This is a genomic window from Streptomyces sp. NPDC003720, assembly GCF_042875075.1.
In the GTDB taxonomy this organism is placed as follows: domain Bacteria; phylum Actinomycetota; class Actinomycetes; order Streptomycetales; family Streptomycetaceae; genus Streptomyces.
On sequence record NZ_JBIANZ010000003.1, the window covers coordinates 189,554 to 207,430 of the forward strand.

Annotated in this window: 16 protein-coding genes; 8 read left to right on the forward strand and 8 right to left on the reverse strand. The window is 75.3% G+C overall.

The features are described from left to right. Window positions 1-53: 53 nt before the first annotated feature. The 4 genes from ACFYU0_RS09735 (at window position 54) to ACFYU0_RS09750 (ending at window position 5,170) form a co-directional block, all read left to right on the forward strand. Complete coding sequence (locus ACFYU0_RS09735) at window positions 54-2,006, forward strand: AMP-dependent synthetase/ligase (protein WP_389299256.1); 1,953 nt, start codon at window positions 54-56, stop codon at window positions 2,004-2,006. Window positions 2,007-2,290: 284 nt separating this feature from the next. Continuing rightward, window positions 2,291-2,518 carry a chaplin gene (locus tag ACFYU0_RS09740; RefSeq protein WP_351659011.1) on the forward strand — a complete coding sequence of 76 codons (228 nt, stop codon included), beginning with the start codon at window positions 2,291-2,293 and terminating at the stop codon, window positions 2,516-2,518. A gap of 109 nt (window positions 2,519-2,627) precedes the next feature. Next, window positions 2,628-3,749, forward strand: coding sequence for a chaplin family protein (locus ACFYU0_RS09745; protein ID WP_389299259.1), 1,122 nt, complete (start codon window positions 2,628-2,630; stop codon window positions 3,747-3,749). A gap of 173 nt (window positions 3,750-3,922) precedes the next feature. Beyond that, a complete protein-coding gene (locus ACFYU0_RS09750; protein WP_351659018.1) occupies window positions 3,923-5,170 on the forward strand; it encodes a glycosyl hydrolase in 1,248 nt (415 codons plus the stop codon). Between the two features lie 24 nt (window positions 5,171-5,194). On the opposite strand, the gene ACFYU0_RS09755 is transcribed toward ACFYU0_RS09750, so the two are convergent. The 8 genes from ACFYU0_RS09755 to ACFYU0_RS09790 form a co-directional block, all read right to left on the reverse strand. Further along, window positions 5,195-6,322 carry a GNAT family N-acetyltransferase gene (locus ACFYU0_RS09755; protein ID WP_351659021.1) on the reverse strand — a complete coding sequence of 376 codons (1,128 nt, stop codon included), beginning with the start codon at window positions 6,320-6,322 and terminating at the stop codon, window positions 5,195-5,197. After that, complete coding sequence (locus tag ACFYU0_RS09760; protein ID WP_389299262.1) at window positions 6,319-6,984, reverse strand: lipopolysaccharide biosynthesis protein; 666 nt, start codon at window positions 6,982-6,984, stop codon at window positions 6,319-6,321. The genes ACFYU0_RS09755 and ACFYU0_RS09760 overlap by 4 nt, the downstream gene beginning before the upstream one ends. Continuing rightward, the gene (locus ACFYU0_RS09765) at window positions 6,981-8,138 is read right to left on the reverse strand and encodes a glycosyltransferase (protein ID WP_389299265.1); all 1,158 of its coding nucleotides are present in this window, start codon (window positions 8,136-8,138) and stop codon (window positions 6,981-6,983) included. The genes ACFYU0_RS09760 and ACFYU0_RS09765 overlap by 4 nt, the downstream gene beginning before the upstream one ends. Beyond that, on the reverse strand, window positions 8,135-8,896 hold the full coding sequence (locus tag ACFYU0_RS09770; protein ID WP_389299268.1) for a polysaccharide deacetylase family protein: 762 nt from the start codon (window positions 8,894-8,896) through the stop codon (window positions 8,135-8,137). Before ACFYU0_RS09770 ends, ACFYU0_RS09765 begins: the two co-directional genes overlap by 4 nt. Continuing rightward, on the reverse strand, window positions 8,880-10,601 hold the full coding sequence (murJ, locus tag ACFYU0_RS09775) for a murein biosynthesis integral membrane protein MurJ (protein ID WP_389299924.1): 1,722 nt from the start codon (window positions 10,599-10,601) through the stop codon (window positions 8,880-8,882). Before murJ ends, ACFYU0_RS09770 begins: the two co-directional genes overlap by 17 nt. A gap of 527 nt (window positions 10,602-11,128) precedes the next feature. Further along, complete coding sequence (locus tag ACFYU0_RS09780) at window positions 11,129-12,442, reverse strand: O-antigen ligase family protein (protein ID WP_389299271.1); 1,314 nt, start codon at window positions 12,440-12,442, stop codon at window positions 11,129-11,131. Window positions 12,443-12,445: 3 nt separating this feature from the next. Next, a complete protein-coding gene (locus ACFYU0_RS09785; RefSeq protein WP_389299274.1) occupies window positions 12,446-13,867 on the reverse strand; it encodes a sugar transferase in 1,422 nt (473 codons plus the stop codon). Then, window positions 13,864-15,045: a glycosyltransferase family 4 protein gene (locus ACFYU0_RS09790; RefSeq protein WP_389299276.1), complete on the reverse strand. Its 1,182-nt coding sequence runs from the start codon at window positions 15,043-15,045 to the stop codon at window positions 13,864-13,866. Before ACFYU0_RS09790 ends, ACFYU0_RS09785 begins: the two co-directional genes overlap by 4 nt. Before the next feature lie 411 nt (window positions 15,046-15,456). On the opposite strand from ACFYU0_RS09790, the gene ACFYU0_RS09795 reads away from it, so the two are divergent. The 4 genes from ACFYU0_RS09795 (at window position 15,457) to ACFYU0_RS09810 (ending at window position 17,854) form a co-directional block, all read left to right on the forward strand. Next, window positions 15,457-15,696: a chaplin gene (locus ACFYU0_RS09795; RefSeq protein WP_351659041.1), complete on the forward strand. Its 240-nt coding sequence runs from the start codon at window positions 15,457-15,459 to the stop codon at window positions 15,694-15,696. A 170-nt stretch (window positions 15,697-15,866) separates the two neighbouring features. Beyond that, window positions 15,867-16,715 (forward strand): hypothetical protein, encoded by an 849-nt coding sequence (locus ACFYU0_RS09800; protein ID WP_389299279.1) that lies wholly within the window; start codon window positions 15,867-15,869, stop codon window positions 16,713-16,715. A 188-nt stretch (window positions 16,716-16,903) separates the two neighbouring features. Beyond that, entirely contained in the window at window positions 16,904-17,194 is a 291-nt protein-coding gene (locus tag ACFYU0_RS09805; RefSeq protein WP_351659046.1) for a hypothetical protein, read from the forward strand. 255 nt (window positions 17,195-17,449) lie between these two features. Further along, window positions 17,450-17,854: a DUF5949 family protein gene (locus ACFYU0_RS09810; RefSeq protein ID WP_389299281.1), complete on the forward strand. Its 405-nt coding sequence runs from the start codon at window positions 17,450-17,452 to the stop codon at window positions 17,852-17,854. The last annotated feature ends 23 nt before the right edge of the window (window positions 17,855-17,877 follow it).

Consider the following 17,877-nt stretch of genomic DNA (forward strand, 5'->3'; position numbering starts at 1 on the left):
GTAAGTTGACCCGGCAGTAAGAACCTTCGCCACAGCCGCGACCGGGAGCCGTCATGGGCGTACGCAGGGATCTGAAGCGAGCACGGCGGCGCGCCGACCTGGCGGCACGCGGGTCGGTGGAGATCGTCAGAGATCCCGGGGGCGACGTGCGCGAGGTGCGGGCCGCGCCCCTCGCGGCCCCGCTCGCCAGCGGCTCCATGGCCGACCTCCCGTTCGGCCACGCGGCCACGACGCCCGACGCGGTGCTGCTGCGCCGCCGCGCCGAGGGGGCCTGGCGCCCGGTGACCGCGGCCGCCTTCGCCGCCGAGGTCACCGCCGTCGCCAAGGGCCTGATCGCCGCCGGCCTGGAACCGGGCGGCCGGGTCGCGGTGATGTCCCGCACCCGCTACGAGTGGACGGTGCTGGACTTCGCGGTCTGGGCGGCCGGCGGCCAGTCCGTGCCCGTCTACCCGACGTCCTCCGCCGCGCAGGTGGAGTGGATCGTGCGGGACTCCGGCGCCCGGTACGTGGTCACCGAGACCGCCGAGAACACCGCCACCGTCCTCGCCGGCACCGCGAGCCACGCCCGCCGGCCGCGCGTGTGGCAACTGACCCCGCCGGGGGACGCCGGGACGTCCGCCGCGCCGGGCGACACCCTCGACGACCTCACCGCCCTCGGCCGTGACATCGGCGACGACGAGGTCGCCAAGCGGCGCGCCGCCCTCACCCCCGACACCGTCGCCACCCTCTGCTACACCTCCGGCACCACCGGCCGCCCCAAGGGCTGCGTCCTCACCCACGCCAACCTGCACGCCGAGGCCGCCAACACCGTCGAGCTGCTGCACCCGGTCTTCCAGGCGGTCACCGGACAGACCGCCTCCACCCTGCTCTTCCTGCCGCTCGCCCACATCCTCGGCCGCACCCTGCAACTCGCCTGCCTGATGGCCCGCATCGAGACCGGCCACTTCCCGAGCGTCAGGCCCGACGAACTCAGGCCCGCGCTCAGGGAGTTCCGGCCCACCTTTCTGGTCGGGGTGCCGTACCTCTTCGAGAAGATCCACGACACCGGGCGCGCCACCGCCGAGAAGATCGGCCGCGGCGCCTCCTTCGACCGCGCCGAACGGATCGCCGTGCGCTTCGCCGAGGCGTACCTGCGGAAGTTCCTCGGCACCGGCAAGGGCCCCGGCCCCGGCCTGTACGCCGCCTGGGCCCTGTACGACCTGCTGGTCTACCGGCGCATCCGCAAGGAACTGGGCGGCCGCATGCGCTACGCCATCAGCGGCGGCTCCCCGCTGGACCGCGACCTCAACCTCTTCTTCAACGCGGCCGGGATCGTCGTCTACGAGGGCTACGGCCTCACCGAGACCACCGCGGCCGCCACCATCGTGCCCCCGCTCTCCCCTCGCCCCGGCACGGTCGGCCTGCCCGTCCCGGGCGTGGCCGTGCGCATCGCCGACGACGGCGAGGTGCTGATCAGCGGCGGCGTGGTCTTCGGCGCGTACTGGAACGACCCGGCGGCCACGGACGCCGTCCTGTCCGGGGGATGGTTCGCCACCGGCGACCTCGGCCGCCTCGACGCGGACGGCTACCTCACCATCACCGGCCGCAAGAAGGACATCCTGGTCACCTCCGGCGGCAAGAACGTCTCCCCGTCGATCCTGGAGGACCGGCTGCGCAGCCGCTCACCGGTCGGCCAGTGCCTGGTCGTCGGGGACAACCGGCCGTTCGTCGCCGCGCTGATCACCCTCGACCCGGAGGCGGTCGCGCACTGGCTGACGGTGCGCAAGCTCCCGCCGGACACCCCGCTCGCCGAACTCGTCCACGACGAAAGGCTGCGCCGCGAGGTGCAGAAGGCGGTGGACCACGCCAACGAGGCCGTCTCGCGCGCCGAGTCGATCCGCGCCTTCGTTCTGATCGAGGGGGAGTTCACCGAGGAGAACGGGATGCTGACCCCGTCGCTCAAGGTGAAGCGGCACGCGGTGACCGCCGCCTACGCCGAACGCATTGAGGCGCTGTACCGCGGGTGAGCACACGAAACGGCGGCGGGCGACCGGGGTCACCGGTGGCCGCCGCCGTTTCGTGTGCGCTCAGCCGTGAGCCACCCCGTCGGTGTCGGCCGAGCTGTCAATTCTGTGGGGGCGTTCGAGTGAATTGACGGGTGGTATGCGTTCCGTAGTTTCTTCCGCTGTCTATTCCTCGTTTTACAACTGCCGGTCATGGTGCGAGCCGTTGAAGATGCGCTCGCTCGGCTGAAGCCGCTCGCTGGGTCTCGGTCGTCAAAAGGGCATGACCGCAGAGAAGGGAATGTTTCATGAAGAAGAGCGCTGCTGTCCTCACCGGTGCGATCCTGGCTCTGGGCGGGGCGGTTCCCGCCTTCGCGGACTCCGGCGCGGAGGGCGCCGCCGCCAACTCGCCCGGCGTCATCTCGGGCAACGTCGTGCAGGTGCCGGTGCACGTTCCGGTCAACGTCTGCGGCAACACCGTGAACGTCATCGGGGCGCTGAACCCGGCGCTCGGCAACAAGTGCGAGAACGACTGAGAGCGGTAACCCGACGCTCCAGCCCACCGGCTGTGTCGTGGCCGGCCCCGGACCTCTTTCTCGTTCCGGGGCCGGCCTTCCCATTTCTACGAGCAGGAAGACGACGACATTGCGACAGACCCTCAGCAAGGGCATTCTCGTGGCGGCCGCCGCGACGGGCATGCTGTCCTTGTACGGCGGCCTGGCACTCGCCGACTCGGACGCGCACGGCGCCGCACGGCAATCGTCCGGGATGGTGTCAGGCAACACCGTCCAGACCCCGGCGGACGCCCCGGCGGACGCCTGCGGCGACTCGGCGAACGGCACCGCCGCGCTGAACCCCGCTTCCGGCGGCTCCTGCGCCGGCGGCCACGAGTCCGGCTCGGACGGCGACAAGGGCCAGGGCGCCGCGAACGCGGACCCGCAGGACGAGCCCGACTACAGCGACGACGTGACCCCGGCCTCCTCGCAGAGCAAGGGAAACGATTCGCCTCAGTCCTCGTACGGTGAGGAGGACAAGGCCGAGGGCCCCTCGAAGGAGGAGGAGCACCCGACCGGGTCCTCGTACGGGAAGGAGGAGCCCACCCAGGCGCCCTCGTACGGCGACGAGGAGCACTCCTCCGAGTCCTCGTACGGCGAGGAGAAGCCCGGCCATGAGCCCTCGTACGGCGACGAGGAGCACTCGACCGCGCCCTCGTACGGAAAGGAGGAGCACTCGACCGCGCCCTCGTACGGAAAGGAGGAGCACTCGGCTCCGCCGTCCTACGGGGACGAGGACCACTCGCAGAAGCCCTCCTACGGCGACGACGAGCCCAGCCCGAAGCCTTCGTACGGGGACGACGAGCCCACACCCAAGCCGTCCTACGGGGACGAGGACCACTCGCAGAAGCCCTCCTACGGCGACGACGAGCCCAGCCCGAAGCCTTCGTACGGGGACGACGAGCCCACGCCGAAGCCCTCCTACGGGGACGACGAGCCCACGCCGAAGCCCTCCTACGGCGACGAGGACCACTCGCAGAAGCCGTCCTACGGGGACGAGGACCACTCGCAGAAGCCCTCCTACGGCGATGACGACTCCCCGTCCTACGGCGGCGGGCACCATCACCACCACCATCACGGGGGCAGACCCCACATGCCGCACACCGGCGGCAACGCCCAGGCCATGATCGCGACCTCGGCGGCGAGCGCCGCGCTGATCGTGGCCGGAACCGTGCTCTACCGCCGGGGCCGCCGCACCGCGTCCCGCCGCTGAGGTGCCGGGTGCCGGCGCCCCGGGCCCGGCACCCCGCCTGTTCGGCCGTACGGGGGGCGCGGCCACCTGTAAGCCGTAACCGCGTTGGCGGAGCCGGTGTTCGTATGACTGGGTGTCAGTAACAGGAACCGCCGGGCGAGCAGGCGGGCGTGCGGGAGAGGGAGGATCCCGGCATGGCTCCACAGCGGCGAAGGGCCCGGTACCGGCTGACGCTCATCGCGGCCGGGACCACCGTCGCGGCGGTCCTGGCCGCGGGGCCGGTCCAGCACCCGGCGACCCCCGCACCGGCGCCACCGGCGCCCACGGCCTCCCCGTCCACGACCTCTCCACCCGCGGCCTCCGCGCCCGCGAAGCCCCCGGCCTCCGCCTCGCCCCAGGCCACGAAGGGGACCGCCGGGCTCGCTCCGTTCGGCGCCTTCCTCGACTCGGGGCCGCTCGGGGTGACCCGTATGGCGGGGCTGCGCCGCTGGCTGGGCGGCACCGAGGTGAAGGTCGGCCACACCTACCTCCCCGGCGGCACCTGGAGAGACATCGAGGGCCCGCCCGGCTTCCTGGACGCGTGGGCGGCGTGGCGGCTGGCGAAGCCGGACCGCACGCTCGTGCTCAACGTGCCGATGCAGGAGCACAACGAGGAGAACGTCTCCGACGACCAGGTGCGCCAGCTGCTCCGGCAGGGGGCGGCCGGGGAGTTCGACCAGCACTTCCGCACGCTGGCCGAGCGGCTGGTGGAGCAGAGGGTGCCCGACACCGTGGTGGTCCTCGGCTGGGAGATGAACGGCATCACCTACACCCACCGCTGCGGACCGGACCCGGCGGCCTGGAAGACGTACTGGAAGCGCATCGTCAGGACCATGCGGTCGGTGCCGGGCCAGCGGTTCCGCTTCGACTTCACCCCGAGCCGCGGCCGGGACGCCGTCCCCTGGACCGAGTGCTACCCCGGGGACGACACCGTCGACATCATCGGCATGGACGCCTACGACCAGCCGGCCGGGCTCTCGTTCGCCGAACAGGTGAAGGAGCCCTACGGACTGCGGCAGCACGTCGACTTCGCCAAGGCCCACAACAAGCCCGTCTCCTACCCGGAGTGGGGGCTCTTCCGCAACGGCGACGACACCGACTACATGCGGGGCATGCTGGCCTGGATCGAGGAACACAGGCCGGTGTACAACACCCTCACGGACTACTGCCCGCACGGCGTGTGGCAGTGCGCGCAGAACCCCCGCTCGTCGCAGGTCTACCGGTCCTTCCTGTACGGCCGAGGCGAGCAGCCCGCCGCGCCGGCGCCGACGGTGTCCACGCCGGCCCCGAGGCCCACGAAGTCCACCGCGCCCGCGCCGGCCGACGACTGCCCGGCCCCGGACCCGGCGGACTGGCTGCAGTACTGGCTCGGCCGGAAGTTCTGCCTCGACCTCGACCGGTGACGCGGCGGCCGGCGGACCCCGGAGTCAGCCCGACGGCTGCTCCCGCCACCGGCGCAGCACCCTGCCGCCCCGCTGCCGGGCGGCCGCGCCGAACAGCGTGGCCGACAGCAGCGGCGCGGTCCGCCGCCTGGCCATCAGCAGCCGCTGGTTGGCGACCGGTTCGGGCCGCCAGTGCATCTTGTACGGCTCGTTCCCGCGCAGCAGACTCAGCGTGCCGCCCCCGTCCGCGCCGCCGGTGCGCGCGGCCTGCTCGCTGCAGGCGTCCAGCAGCATCACGGCCACATCCGCCTTGCTCTCCCGCAGCCGCGGGTGCGCTCCGTACAGGTACCCGCCGGCCAGGCTGCGGGAGCACAGCGTCAGGTCGACGGCGACCACGTCGTCGCCGATCCGGAACTCGGTGACGACCGCGTTCCCGGAGCGGACCAGCTCCGGCACCGCGCGCACCAGGTGCTCACGGAACCGGGGCAGCATGTGCTCCGCCGTCACCTTGCGCTCCTGCCACTGCAGCCGGTGCAGCTCCAGCATCCGGCGCAGCGCGGCGGCCGCCTCGTCGGGACCGGCCACGTGCCGCTCCACGCCCAGCGACGCGTGCCGGCGCTGTTGCGCGCGGACCCGCTGGGCCCGCTTCGTGGGCAGCCGGGCGGCCAGCTCGGCCAGCGGAACGGCGGGCAGTTCCAGGCACAGCGAGTCGCGGACCGTACGGCGCGGCCCGCGCCAGCGGTCGTAGACCCGCTCCACCGCGCCACCGGGCCGTACCTCGCGGAAGTCGACCAGGGCGGTACGGGCCGCGTCCCACAGGGCGTCGGCGAGGGCGTCCGCCGCGCGCCCGTCGTCGGCGTCGTCCAGCAGCACGTCCCCGTAGTCGGAGATCGCCCCGCCCAGCGGCACCAGCGCGGGCAGCGGACGGTGCACCAGCATCAGCGGCGCCGCCCCGACCAGTTCGTCACCGCGGCGCACCACCAGCACCCGGAGCCGGCCCGGTGCGCCGTACGAACGCCACCACGAGTGCAGCCAGGCGTGGTGCTGGAACGGGGTCGCGGCGGCGCACCGCTCGTACAGCCGCCCCCAGGCCGGGGCCAGCGCGGCGAAGGCGGCCGCGTCGGTGACGAGGTCGGTGGTGTGGGCCCGGACCGCCGGGCAGAGGGCCGTCACAGCTGGCCGTGGGCGTCGGAGGCGACGGCCGGGCCGGGCACCGACGCCGGGCGGAGCTCGGCCTCGGCCTCGTCCTCGGGCCTGCGGCGCGGCCGCACCAGCAGCACCAGGGCGCCGAGCAGCCCGCCCGCGCTGGTCCCGACCAGGCCCGTGACCACGGGCGAGGCCGAGGTGGGCGCGGTCGGCCGCGGGGCCCGGGAGAACTGCACCAGCTCGACATGGGTGTCGGCCTTGGTGGCGTTGGCGTGCTGGGCGAGGGAGCGGGCCACCGCGTTGGCCATGTCGGCGGCCTTGGCCGGGCGGCCCGAGGTGGCGGAGACGGACACCATCGGGGCGTCCGGCGAGGTGGCCGTGCGCACACTCGCGCGCAGGGTGTTCACCGGCACCCCGGCCCACACCTGCGCGTCGCCGAGCACCGCGAGGTCGGTGGCGACCCGGCCGTAGGCCTGGGCGAAGCCGACCGCGGCGGCGGAGTCGGAACTCTCGGTGGGTACGGCGATGACGTAGCTGGTGGCCGTGTACACCGGCGGCTTCAGCACGCCGTACGCGCCGCCCAGCAGCCCGCCCGTGAGGACGCCGGCCGCCACCAGCGACCAGGGCGGAAGCGCGCGCAGGCGCCTGAAGCGGGCCGGGCGGGAGTGCCGGGTGGGATTCTCGGTCATGGCGAGCTGACTTCCTCGGGGAATCGGGACCTGGGGAACGTGCCGGCGAGCGCCGCCGTGTAGACGTCCATCAGCCGGGCGGCGCTGCGGGTGATGCAGTAGTGGCGGGGCGCTTCGGGGGCGGTGCGGGGGCCGGGCCCGGCGGCGCGCACCCCGGCGAGCGCGCGGGCGTAGGCGTCGGCGCCGCCAATGACGCGCAGCGCGTCCGGGGCGGCCTCGGGGGGCAGGTCCTCGACGGCCGGGCAGGAGGCGTAGCGCACCGGCAGCCCGGCCGCCAGCGCCTCGACGACGGCCAGCCCGAAGGCCTCCTCCGGGGACGGCGCGGCGAGCACGTCCATCGCCGAGGTCAGCGCGGGCAGTTCGGGACCGGGCGAGCCGTCCGGGGCGTAGGGCCGCTCACCGGTGAACAGCACCCGGCCGGCGACGCCGGCCCGCTCGGCGGCCCGGCGCAGGGCGGCCTCCTCCGGGCCGCCGCCGACCAGCAGCAGCCTGCAGTCGTCCGGGAGCAGGGCGAGGGCCCGGATCAGGACGTCGAAGCGCTTGCCGGGGGCCAGCCGGCCGATGCCGCCGACGACGAACGCGTCGTCCGGCAGCCCGAGCCGGGCGCGGGTGAGCCGCCGCCGCTCCGGGTCGAAGCGGAAGCCGTCGAGGTCGACCCCGTTGGGCACCACCGCGATGCGCGGCCGGGGCACGCCCCACCGGGTGAGCCGGTCGGCGACCGTGGGGGAGACCGCGACGGTGGTCCGGCCCAGCCGCTCGCCGGCCAGGTACAGCGCGCGCACCCCCGCCGTGAGCGGCCGGCCCTCCATCTGCGAGTCGCCGAGGGAGTGCTCGGTGGCGACGACCGCGCGCACCCCGGCGATCCGGGCGGCGATCCGGCCGTACAGGCAGGCCCGGTAGAGGTGGGTGTGCACCAGGTCGTAGCGGCCGCGCCGGATGACGCGGGCCAGTCGGGGCAGCGCCGCCACGTCCCGGTTGCCGCTCATGCCGAGGTGCGTCACCCGCACCCCGTCGGCGGCCAGCCCGTCGGCCACCGGCCCGGGGTTGGTCAGCGTCACCACGTCGCACCGCGCGGGCAGGTGCCGCAGCAGCAGCCGCAACTGCTGCTCGGCGCCGCCCACCCCGAGCCCGGTGATGACGTGCAGCGCCCTCACCGCGGCCCCTCCACCGGGCGGCGGCGCAGCCGGTGCAGCCGGTACTTCAGCGACAGGCGCACACCGGTGTCGTGCTGCCCGACGTACACCCGGGGCAGGGCGTACGGGCCGGTCAGCGCGCCGGGGTCGATGGCGCAGGCGTACTCGTACCCGGCCTCCCGCACGGCCTCGGCCGCGCGGGCGTCGACCGCGCCGTACGGATAGCAGAAGCCGGTGACCGGAGCACCGGTCAGCCCTTCGAGCAGGACCCGGCTCTCGACCGTCTCGGCCTTGAGCGTGAGGTCGTCGGCCCGGGTCAGGTCGACGTGGGTCAGGCCGTGCGAGCCGATCTCCACGCCGGCCCGGGCCGCGCGCCGGACCCCGTCGGCGGTCAGCAACGGCTTGCGCGGGCCCATCGGGTCCCAGGCGTTGTCGCCGCCGAGCCGGCCGGGCAGCGCGAACAGGGTGGCCGTGCAGTCCCAGCGGGTCAGCACGTCGACCGCGCCGGTGAGGAAGTCGGCGTAGCCGTCGTCGAAGGTGAGCCCGACGAGGCCGCGCCCCTCGCCGCGGGCGCGGGCGGCGAGCAGTTCGCGCACCGACACCCCCCGCAGGCCCCGGTCGCGGAGCCAGCGGAGCTGCCGCTCCAGCCGGTCGGGTGTGACGGTGATCCGGTACGGGTCGTCGGTGCGGTCGCCGACCGAGTGGTACATGGCGATCCACGGGACACGGCCAGGGCCCGCGGCGGCGGTGCGCCGGGGCGACTCAACGGAGGACGGCATGGGCGAGCCTTCCGGCGAGGGTGCGGACGAATCGGATGGCGAAGGTGCAGCCCTGGGCGCCCAGGGCGTGCCCGAGCAGGACGAACACGACGGTCACGGCGGTGCCGCCGGCCAGCAGGCCGACGAGCGGGGCGGTGGGCAGGCTCGCGGCGAACGCCCCGGCCGGGGCGGCCACCGCGGCGGCCCCCAGCGGCCGGCTCAGCTCGCGCAGCACGCCCCGGGCCCGCACGGGCACGGCGCGCGAGGCCAGCCCGGACAGCAGCAGGAGGGCGGTGACGGTGATCCCGGCGGCGTTGGCGGCGGCGATGCCGGTGACGCCCCAGGCGCCGATGGTGGCCGCGCCGATCCAGGAGGTCACGACGATGCCGGCGGCCATGGCGGCGAGCGGGTACCAGGTGGCGCGGCCCGCCGAGAAGTAGGAACGGACCAGCACGCCGGTCAGGGTCTGGCCGAGCAGGCCGAGCGCGTACACCCGCATGACGTCCGCGGTCGCCGCGGTGTCGGCGGCGGTGAACGCGCCGCCCTGGAAGAGGAACCCGATGAGCTGCGGGGCGCAGGCGAGGACGGCCGCGGCGCCGAGCAGCACCAGGCCCGCGGCCACCGCGAGATCGCGCTCCACCCTCGTACGGGCCCGCTCGGTGTCGCCGTCCGCGAGGGCCCGGGCCACCACCGGGAAGGTGACCGTGCACAGCATCATCGACAGCATCATCGGGATCTGCGCGACCTTCTGGGCGTAGTTCAGGTGCGAGATGGCCCCGGCGGGCAGCTGCGAGGCGAGGAACCGCTCGATGAGCACCTGCGACTGCCGGCACAGCCCGAACAGCAGCACGGTGGCCATCAGCGTGACGTCCACGGGCCGGACGGCGGCGGCGTCCCCTGAGACGGCCCGTGTCACCTGGCGGTCGCGCAACCGGCGGACCAGGTCCGGCAGTTGCACCGCCACCATCAGGAAGCCGCCGGCCGCGACCCCGAACGCCGCCGAACGCACCCCCCAGTGCCCGCCGAGCGCGTACATCGCGGTGATGATGCCGGCGTTGTACACGACGTAGATCGCCGCCGGGGCCAGGTAGCGGCCGTGGGCCCGCAGCGCCGCGCTGCAGTACCCGGCGAGCCCGAAGCTCAGCACGCAGGTCGCGGTGAGCCGGGTGCAGTCGACGGCGAGCGCGGGGTCGGGCAGCCCGGGCGCGAGCACCCCCACCAGTTGCGGCGCGGCGGCGGCGAGCAGCGCGCCCACCGCCGCGAAGGCCAGCGACAGCCGGGGCAGGCTGCCGGCCACCAGCGACCGCACGGGATCGCCGGGGGCGCCCTGCGCACGCCTGGCCAGGGCGGCGCTGAACGCCGGGATCAGCGCGAACGCCAGCCCCTCCTCGATGAGCAGCGTGGCCGCGAACTCCGGCACGGTCCAGGCGACCAGGAAGGCGTCGGTGTCCCGCCCGGCCCCGAACAACCGCGCCAGCGACTGGTCCCGCACCAGCCCGAGGAGAGAACCGGCGATGGAGAGCGAGGCGGTGACCAGGGCGGCACGCGCGAGGAACCGGGGGATGGGCGGGGCGTCCTCGCCGGTGCGGGGCGTGCCCCCCGTACCGGCGGCTGCTTCCGCCCGGGGCGTGGCCGCGCCCTCACCGGGTCTCGCGTCCTCAGTAGGCGTGACTTCCGCACTGGGCGTGACGTCCGCGCCGGGCCTCGCGCCTGCACTGGGCGTGATCCCCGCAATGGGCGTGAAGTCCGCGCCACGCCTCGCGCCCGCACCGGGCGTGACCTCCGCACTGGGTGTGACTCTCGCGCCTGCACTGGGCGTGCCCCCCGCAGTGGGCGTGGCGTCCGCGCCAAGCCTCGCACCCGCACGGGGCGTGACCTCCGCACCGGACGTGACCCCCGCACCCGGCGTGACGTCCGCGCCAAGCCTCGCGCCCGCACGGGGCGTGACCTCCGCACCGGACGTGACCCCCGCACCCGGCGTGACGTCCGCGCCAAGCCTCGCACCCCCACCCGGCGTGACCTCCGCACCGGACGTGACCCCCGCACCCGGCGTGACCTCCGCACCCTGGGTGCCGGCGGTCGTGTCGGGTGTCGCGTCGGCTTCTCCGGCCGTCCGAGCGGCCGGCAGGGACACTCCGCCCACCGGCTCCGCGTCGGCGCGTTCGGCCGCCGCCGCGCGCCCGCCGGGTTCGGGGCTCGCCGCCGGTCCGGCCGGCGTTCGGGGGTCCCGTGGGTCGCGGGAGGGGATCGCCGTCACCGTACGGCCGCCTCTCCCGGCTCCGTGGCGGTGCCGGACAGCGCCCACCAGGCCGCAAGGCCGAGGCACACCGCCGTCAGCACGGTCGAGGGGCCGCCGATGTCGGCGTAGGCGAAGTCGACGAGTTGCCAGACCAGCAGCCCGCAGGCGACCAGCGCGCACTCCCGGCCCCCGCGTGAGCGCCGGGTCCGCCAGCGGTTCCGCAGCGCGCACACCAGCAGGGCCAGCCAGCCGCCGGCCAGGCCCAGCAGCCCGAGGAGGCCCTGCTCGCCGAGTACCAGCAGGTACATGTTGTGCGGGGACAGCAGCGGCTGGCGGCGGAAGGCCGCCCCCGCGCCCGCGGTGTCGCTGCCCGAGGACAGCGCCAGCGAGGCGTGGCCGTCGCGGTACTCGGGGAAGCCCTTGAGGCCGACGCCGGTCAGCGGGTGTTCCCGCCACATGTCGGTGGCCGCCGCCCACATGGTGTACCGGTCGGTGACGGACTGGTCGGGCGCGTCGGCGACCTGGGTGATGCTGTCGAACCGCTCCTGCAGCATCGCCGTGCCCACGCCGAACCCGCCCACCAGGACGACGCCCGCGGCCACCGCGGCCGCCCCCACCCGCAGCGCCCGGCGCGGCCCGGCCAGCACGAGCTGGACCGTGACGGTCGCGACGGTGGCGATCCAGGCGCCCCGGCTGAAGGACAGGGCGAGCGGCGGCAGCAGGGCCAGGGCGCAGGCGGCGGCGGTCCACCGCTCGCGTCGCGTGGCACGGCCGAGCGCCAGGCCCACCGCGCAGACCAGCCCGAAGGACACCACCGTCGCCATGCCCATCACGTCCGACGCGCCGAAGGTGCCCACCGCGCGGATGTCCTCGCCCTCGTACGACGCCCCCGTGCCGGTGACGTACTGCTGCACTCCGAGGGCCCCTTGCCACAGCGCGAGCGCCACCAGCGACCAGGCCAGCAGCCGGAAGTCGCGCCGGTCGCGGACCAGCAGGAGCACGGCGGCGGGCACGAGGACGAAGATCTGCAGGTAGCGGCCGAGGCCGGTGAGCCCGGCGCTCGGCGACACCGCGCCCATCGCGGCGAACGCGAGGCCGGCGACCGGCAGCCCCAGCACCACGGCGGCGGTGCGGGACAGCGGGCGCCGGCGCTCCCGCAGGAGCCGTACGGCGCAGTGCGCGACGACCACCGCGGACATGGCGTCCGCCGGGCCGGCGCCGCCCTCGCTGCCGGGCTGGCCCGGCAGCGCCAGCAGCGCGACCACGGCCACCACGGACAGCACCGGCGAGGGCCTGAACGAGCGGTGGAGCGGCAGGGCGAGGCTCATCGGTCAGCTCCCCGCCGACCGCACGAGCGCGACCGCGGTGCGCAGCATGATGCAGACGTCCTGCCACAGCGACCAGTTGTCGATGTAGGCGTTGTCGAAGCGGGCCCGGTCCTCGATGGAGGTGTCGCCGCGCAGGCCGTTGATCTGCGCGAGCCCGGTGATGCCGGTCCGCATCCGGTGGCGGGCCGCGTAACCGGGATGGGCCTGGCTGAACAGGGAGACGAAGTACGGCCGCTCGGGCCGCGGTCCGACCAGGCTCATGTCGCCCCGGAACACGTTCCACAACTGCGGCAGCTCGTCCAGCGAGGTCCGCCGCAGGAAGCGGCAGAAGCGGCTCATGTCGCGCTCGCCCGCCACGCTCCAGCGGGTGGCCGACTCGTGCTGGTCGACCGGGCGGTGGGTGCGGAACTTCAGCAGGGTGAAGGGACGCCCGTCCTTGCCAATGCGCTCCTGCCGGAACAGCACCCCGGGTCCGTCGGTGAGCCGGAGCACCACCGCGCACACCAGCAGCACGGGGGAGACCGGTACCAGCAGCGCCCCGGACACCAGCAGGTCCAGCAGCCGCTTGCCGAGGCTCCCGCGCCGCCCCGCATCCGGGTCCAGACGGCGCACGGCGAACCCGGCGAGCTGGTCGCGCGACTCGTGCGCCGGGCTCTCCGGGTCCACCTCCCACACCGTGCAGCCCGCTTCGAGCAGCGTCCGCAGCAGCGGCGCCCGCTCGGTGCGCACGGCCGGCGCCACGGTGAGGACGACGCCCACGCCGTTCTGGATGAGGGCGCGCCCCACTTCCTCGTCCGTGGTGAGCACGGGCAGTCCGCCCCGGTCCTCGGGGTGTTCGGCGACCACGCCGACCGGCCGCACCCCGCAGCGCGGATGCCGCAGCAGCGCGGCGGCCACCCGCTGGGCGGTCGCCGCGGGGCCGACGACCAGCGCCGGGCGCGGGTGTCCGGCCAGGGCGGCACGGCGCCGCCAGTGCACGGCGCCGCGCCCCGCGCAGGCCACCGCCGCGTGCAGCGTCCAGCCGAGGAGCAGGCTGCGTGCGGACAGCGCCAGGTCCGGGTCGTAGGCGGCCCGCAGCGCGGCCAGGGCGAGCCAGGTGACCGCGATCCGGCCGCAGACGGCGGGCAGTTCGTCGAGCACGCCGAGCACCGGTCGCACCGCGCGCGGACGCAGCAGTATGGCGCCCGCCACCAGCGCGGCGGCCAGTAACGGGCCGTGGACGGCGCCTTCAAGGGCGAGCGCGCCCGCGCACGCGGCGAGCACGTCGGCGGCGAGCAGGGGCAGCGGCGAGGCGGGCCGCGCGGGCGGCCTGCGCACCGGGAACCGGGACCCGCCGGCGGCGCGGGCCGGCAGCACCGACAGGGGTGAGAGTCCGTGGTCCCATGGCTGGCCGCCGGTGGAGGGGACGGTACTTTCCGCGGTCACGAGTGGATGGACTCCCTGCGCTCGAAGGACACGGGTGGCCGGGGCCCGAGGAGTTCGCGGTAGAGGTCCGCGACCCGCTCGGCGGTGTGCCGCACGTCGTGCGTGGACAGGACGTGCCGGCGCCCCTGGTCCGCGAGGGCGGCACGCAGGGATGCGTCGGCGAGCAGCGCGGTGACGGCCCCGGCCAGCGCCGAGGGGTCCGCCGCCGGCACCAGACAGTGGGGCGCGAGGGCCGGTGGCAGGCTCTCCCGGGCGCCGTCGACATCGGTGAGCACGACGGGCCGTCCGCAGGCCAGCGCCTCCAGCGGGGCGAGGGCCATGCCTTCCCAGCGCGAGGGCAGGACCACCAGGTCGGCGGCCCGGTACCAGGGCACGGTGTCGGCGACGGCGCCCGCGAAACGGACCGAGGGGTGCGCCCGTGCGCGCAGCGCGTCCCGGTCGGGCCCGTCGCCTACCAGCACCAGCCGGGCGTCCGGCGCCGCGCTCCTGATCCGCTCCCAGGCGCGCAGCAGCACGTCCTGGCCCTTCTGCCGGCACAGCCGCCCGACGCAGACGACGAGCGGTGCGGACGGATCGAGGTCCGGCAGGAGCGCGGCGCGGGTGGGGGCGGCGGGCGCGGCCGTCGCCGGCGCGGGGGAGAAGCGGGCGGTGTCGATGCCGTTGGGGATGACGGCGTACGAGGCGTGCACCCCGGCGCGTACTCCGGTCGCGCGCTCTGCCTCGCTCACGCACACCACCCGGTCGGCCCACCGGGCGCCCCAGCGCTCCCAGCGCAGGGCGAGGCCGGCGGTCACTCCGCCGACCGCTTCGAACGACCATGCGTGCGGCTGGAAGACGGTCGGGACGCGGCCGCGCACCGCCAGCCGGGCGGCGAGCCCGGCCTTGGCGCTGTGCGCGTGCACCAGTTCGGGCCGTACCTCTTCGATCAGGCGTGCCAGCCGCCGTACCTCGCCGGCCAGCCCGGGACCCGGCGACCGCTCGGCCCGCCACTGGCGGAGGGCGGCACCCGTCCCGCGCAGCTCCGAGCCCAGCTCGCCGCCGGGGCAGCCGACCGTGACCCGTGCGCCGGACGCCAGTTGGGCCCGCGCCAGGTCGAGCACGACACGGGCGACCCCGCCGTCGACGGGTTGCGCGAGATGCAGAACCCGCGGCCGAGGGTCGGGTGCCGGCTGATGCATTCTCGAGTTCCTCGCTCACGGGGGGCGATCGGGGCTGAGGGTGGGTACGCGTGTGATGCCGGCGCATCCACGGCCATGAGGTGTGCGCCGGTCCACGCCACGTCCCGATGAGCAACGAGCCGGGGGCCCGGCTGGTCACCACCGCGCCGCCGCGCCGGGCCGGTTTCGAACACACCTGCGTGGCGGCGAGCGGGGCACGCCGTGCCTCTCCCGCAACATCGCGGAGAGGGCAGCAACTGTATGGGGCATGCGGATTAATCGGAAGAAACCGGACAAGTGTGTCGGATTCGTGAAGGGGGACTTCGGTGCACATCACCCCTTTGGCGGCGGAACCCCGGTGGCTGCCACGCGTTGACACAGCGCTGGGCATCCCGCCCGGATGTTTGTGTCGATCCCAAGGAGCACTTCTCCATGTCGCGTATCGCGAAGGGTCTGGTTCTGACCTCCGCCGCCGTCGCGGCCGTCGCCGGCGGTGTCGGCGTGGCCGCCGCCGACTCGGGTGCGGACGGCCTCGCCGCCAACTCCCCGGGCGTGCTGTCGGGCAACGTCATCGAGGCCCCGATCCACGTGCCGGTCAACGTCTGCGGCGACACCGTGGACGTCATCGGCCTGCTGAACCCCGCCTTCGGCAACGGCTGCGAAAACGACTGACGCCGAGACGCACCCCCTTCGCCGGCCGCCCGCCCGTGTGTCACGCACGGACGGGCGGCCGGTGCACGTGCCGCCTCCCCCGGATGCTCCACCCGGGCTCCGAGCGGTTGCGGTACGCCACCCGCGGTTCAACGGTGGGCTGAGACCCAGCCCCACCGAAAGGAACCCACATGCGTGTGCTGCCCCCACGGCGTCTCGCGTCCGCCGCCCTCTGCGCCGCCCTCCTGGTCGGCATCGCCGGCTCCGCCGCCGTCGCCACCGACCTGGCCCGGGAGCGCACCCCGGCGGGTTCCCGTCCGGCCGTCCCCGGCGCCGAACCGCTGCTCGCCCGGATCAAGGCGCTGAGCGACACCGGCTCCGTCCCCGCGCCGGTCAGGGAACTCCTCGAACAGTCGCTCCAGAAGGGCCGGCTGACCCCCGGCGAGGCCCACCGGCTCGGCGAGGCGGCCAAACGCTCCGTCACCGAGGCGGCCGCCGCCGCCGCGACCGCCGCCACGCCCACCACCGCGGCGACGCCCGCGGCCCCCGCGAACACCCCGGCGCCCTCGATGGACCCGACGCTGTCCACGGCCGCGTCGCCCTCCATGTCGGCCGCGCCCACGGCGGCGCCCTCCACGGCGACCGGCCCCGCGGCTCCCGCCACGCCCGCCCTGCCCGCGGACGGCGCCATGAGCCAGACCCTCGGCCTGCCCGTACCCGCGCCGGCTCAGCCGGCCGCGAAGGACGCCGCCCGCACGGCGGCGCCCACCGCCCGGGACGCCGCCGGCGACGCGCTCGCCGCGCTGACCGGTGCGATCGACGCCCTGGTCAAGGCCGTCGTCTCCACCCTCGACGATGTCCTGCCGGCCGCCACCGGCGTGGTGAACGGCCTGCTGGGCCTGCTCAAGCCGGTCCTCCCCGGCACCGGGACCCCGACGCCGAGCACGGCGGCCCTGCCCGCCCTGCCCAGCCTGCCCGCCCTGCCCAGTCTGCCCGCCCTGCCGAGCCTGCCGGCGGTCCCGGCGCTGCCGACCGGGTGACGGCTTCCCCGCCTCCGCCCCGGCCGTCCTGCGCACCCGTGCGCAGGACGGCCGAGGCCTTTCCCTTCCCCAGACCCGAAGGCATCTCATATGCCTTTCCCTCGCGGGGTTTCCGGTCCGGCGGCGACTCGTTAGGCACGGCGTCAGATCTCCCCGGGGTGACGTGAGTTGCCGAAGGAAGGAACACGATGAAGTCCCTCAAGGCCGCCGCCGTCGTTGCCGGTTCCCTGGCCCTCGCCGGCGCCGCAGCGCCCGCGTTCGCCCAGAACTCGGCCGACCTCAGGCCCACCAGCCTCAACGGCGCCGTGGACACGCTCGCCCACCACCCCCTCACCGTGCACGACGTGATGCCGCTCAAGCACCAGTCGGACGCGCTCAGCACCGAGAACAAGGACTCCGTCCTGCACTCGGTCAAGGACGCCACCACCACCGTGAACCAGCAGGCCCCGCTGCTCGGCGGCGTCCCCCTGCAGGGCTGACGCACCGGCGAGGCCTCGCGAGGGCCGGTCCCGCACCACGCGGGACCGGCCCTCCGCGCGACCGGTCTCCGAGCGACCGGCCTTTCGTGCGACCGGCCCTCCGCGCGACCGGTCTCCGAGCGACCGGCCTTTCGTGCGACCGGCCTCCGAGCGACCGGCCTTTCGTGTGACCGGCCTCCGCGCGACCGGCCCCCCTCGCGTTCGACACCGCCTCCCCCGATCGTGCGGAGCGGCATCCGGCACCGGGCCGAAGGGGTGAGAGGCCTGCTGGGCTACTCGCTCGGGGACGCCGAGGGCGGCCCGGAGGCGACGGCCGCCGCGGTCGAGCGGTTGCTGGTGAGCAACGGGCTGCCGGTCGGCGGCGATCCGGTCGACGGCGCCGGCCGGCCAGGCCTCCCCGTCACCCTGCTCGTCGAGGCGGGGCAGGCCGTCGTCACCATGCCCCAGCCGGTCGCGCAGGCGGCCGCCCCGCCGGAGTGGCTCGCCGCCGCCGTGGCCGCACGCGGCTACGCCTGCCTGGTCCTCACCACCCGTGCCTGGCCCGAGGGCGAGCCCGGCAGGGCGCTGGACCCGGCCGCGCCGGCCGCGTTCGCCGGCGCCGAGGAGACCCTCACGGCCGCGGCGCACGTCGTCCTGCCGGCCCGCCGCCTGCGCGGTTGACCACCGCAGGCCCCGGCCGGTCC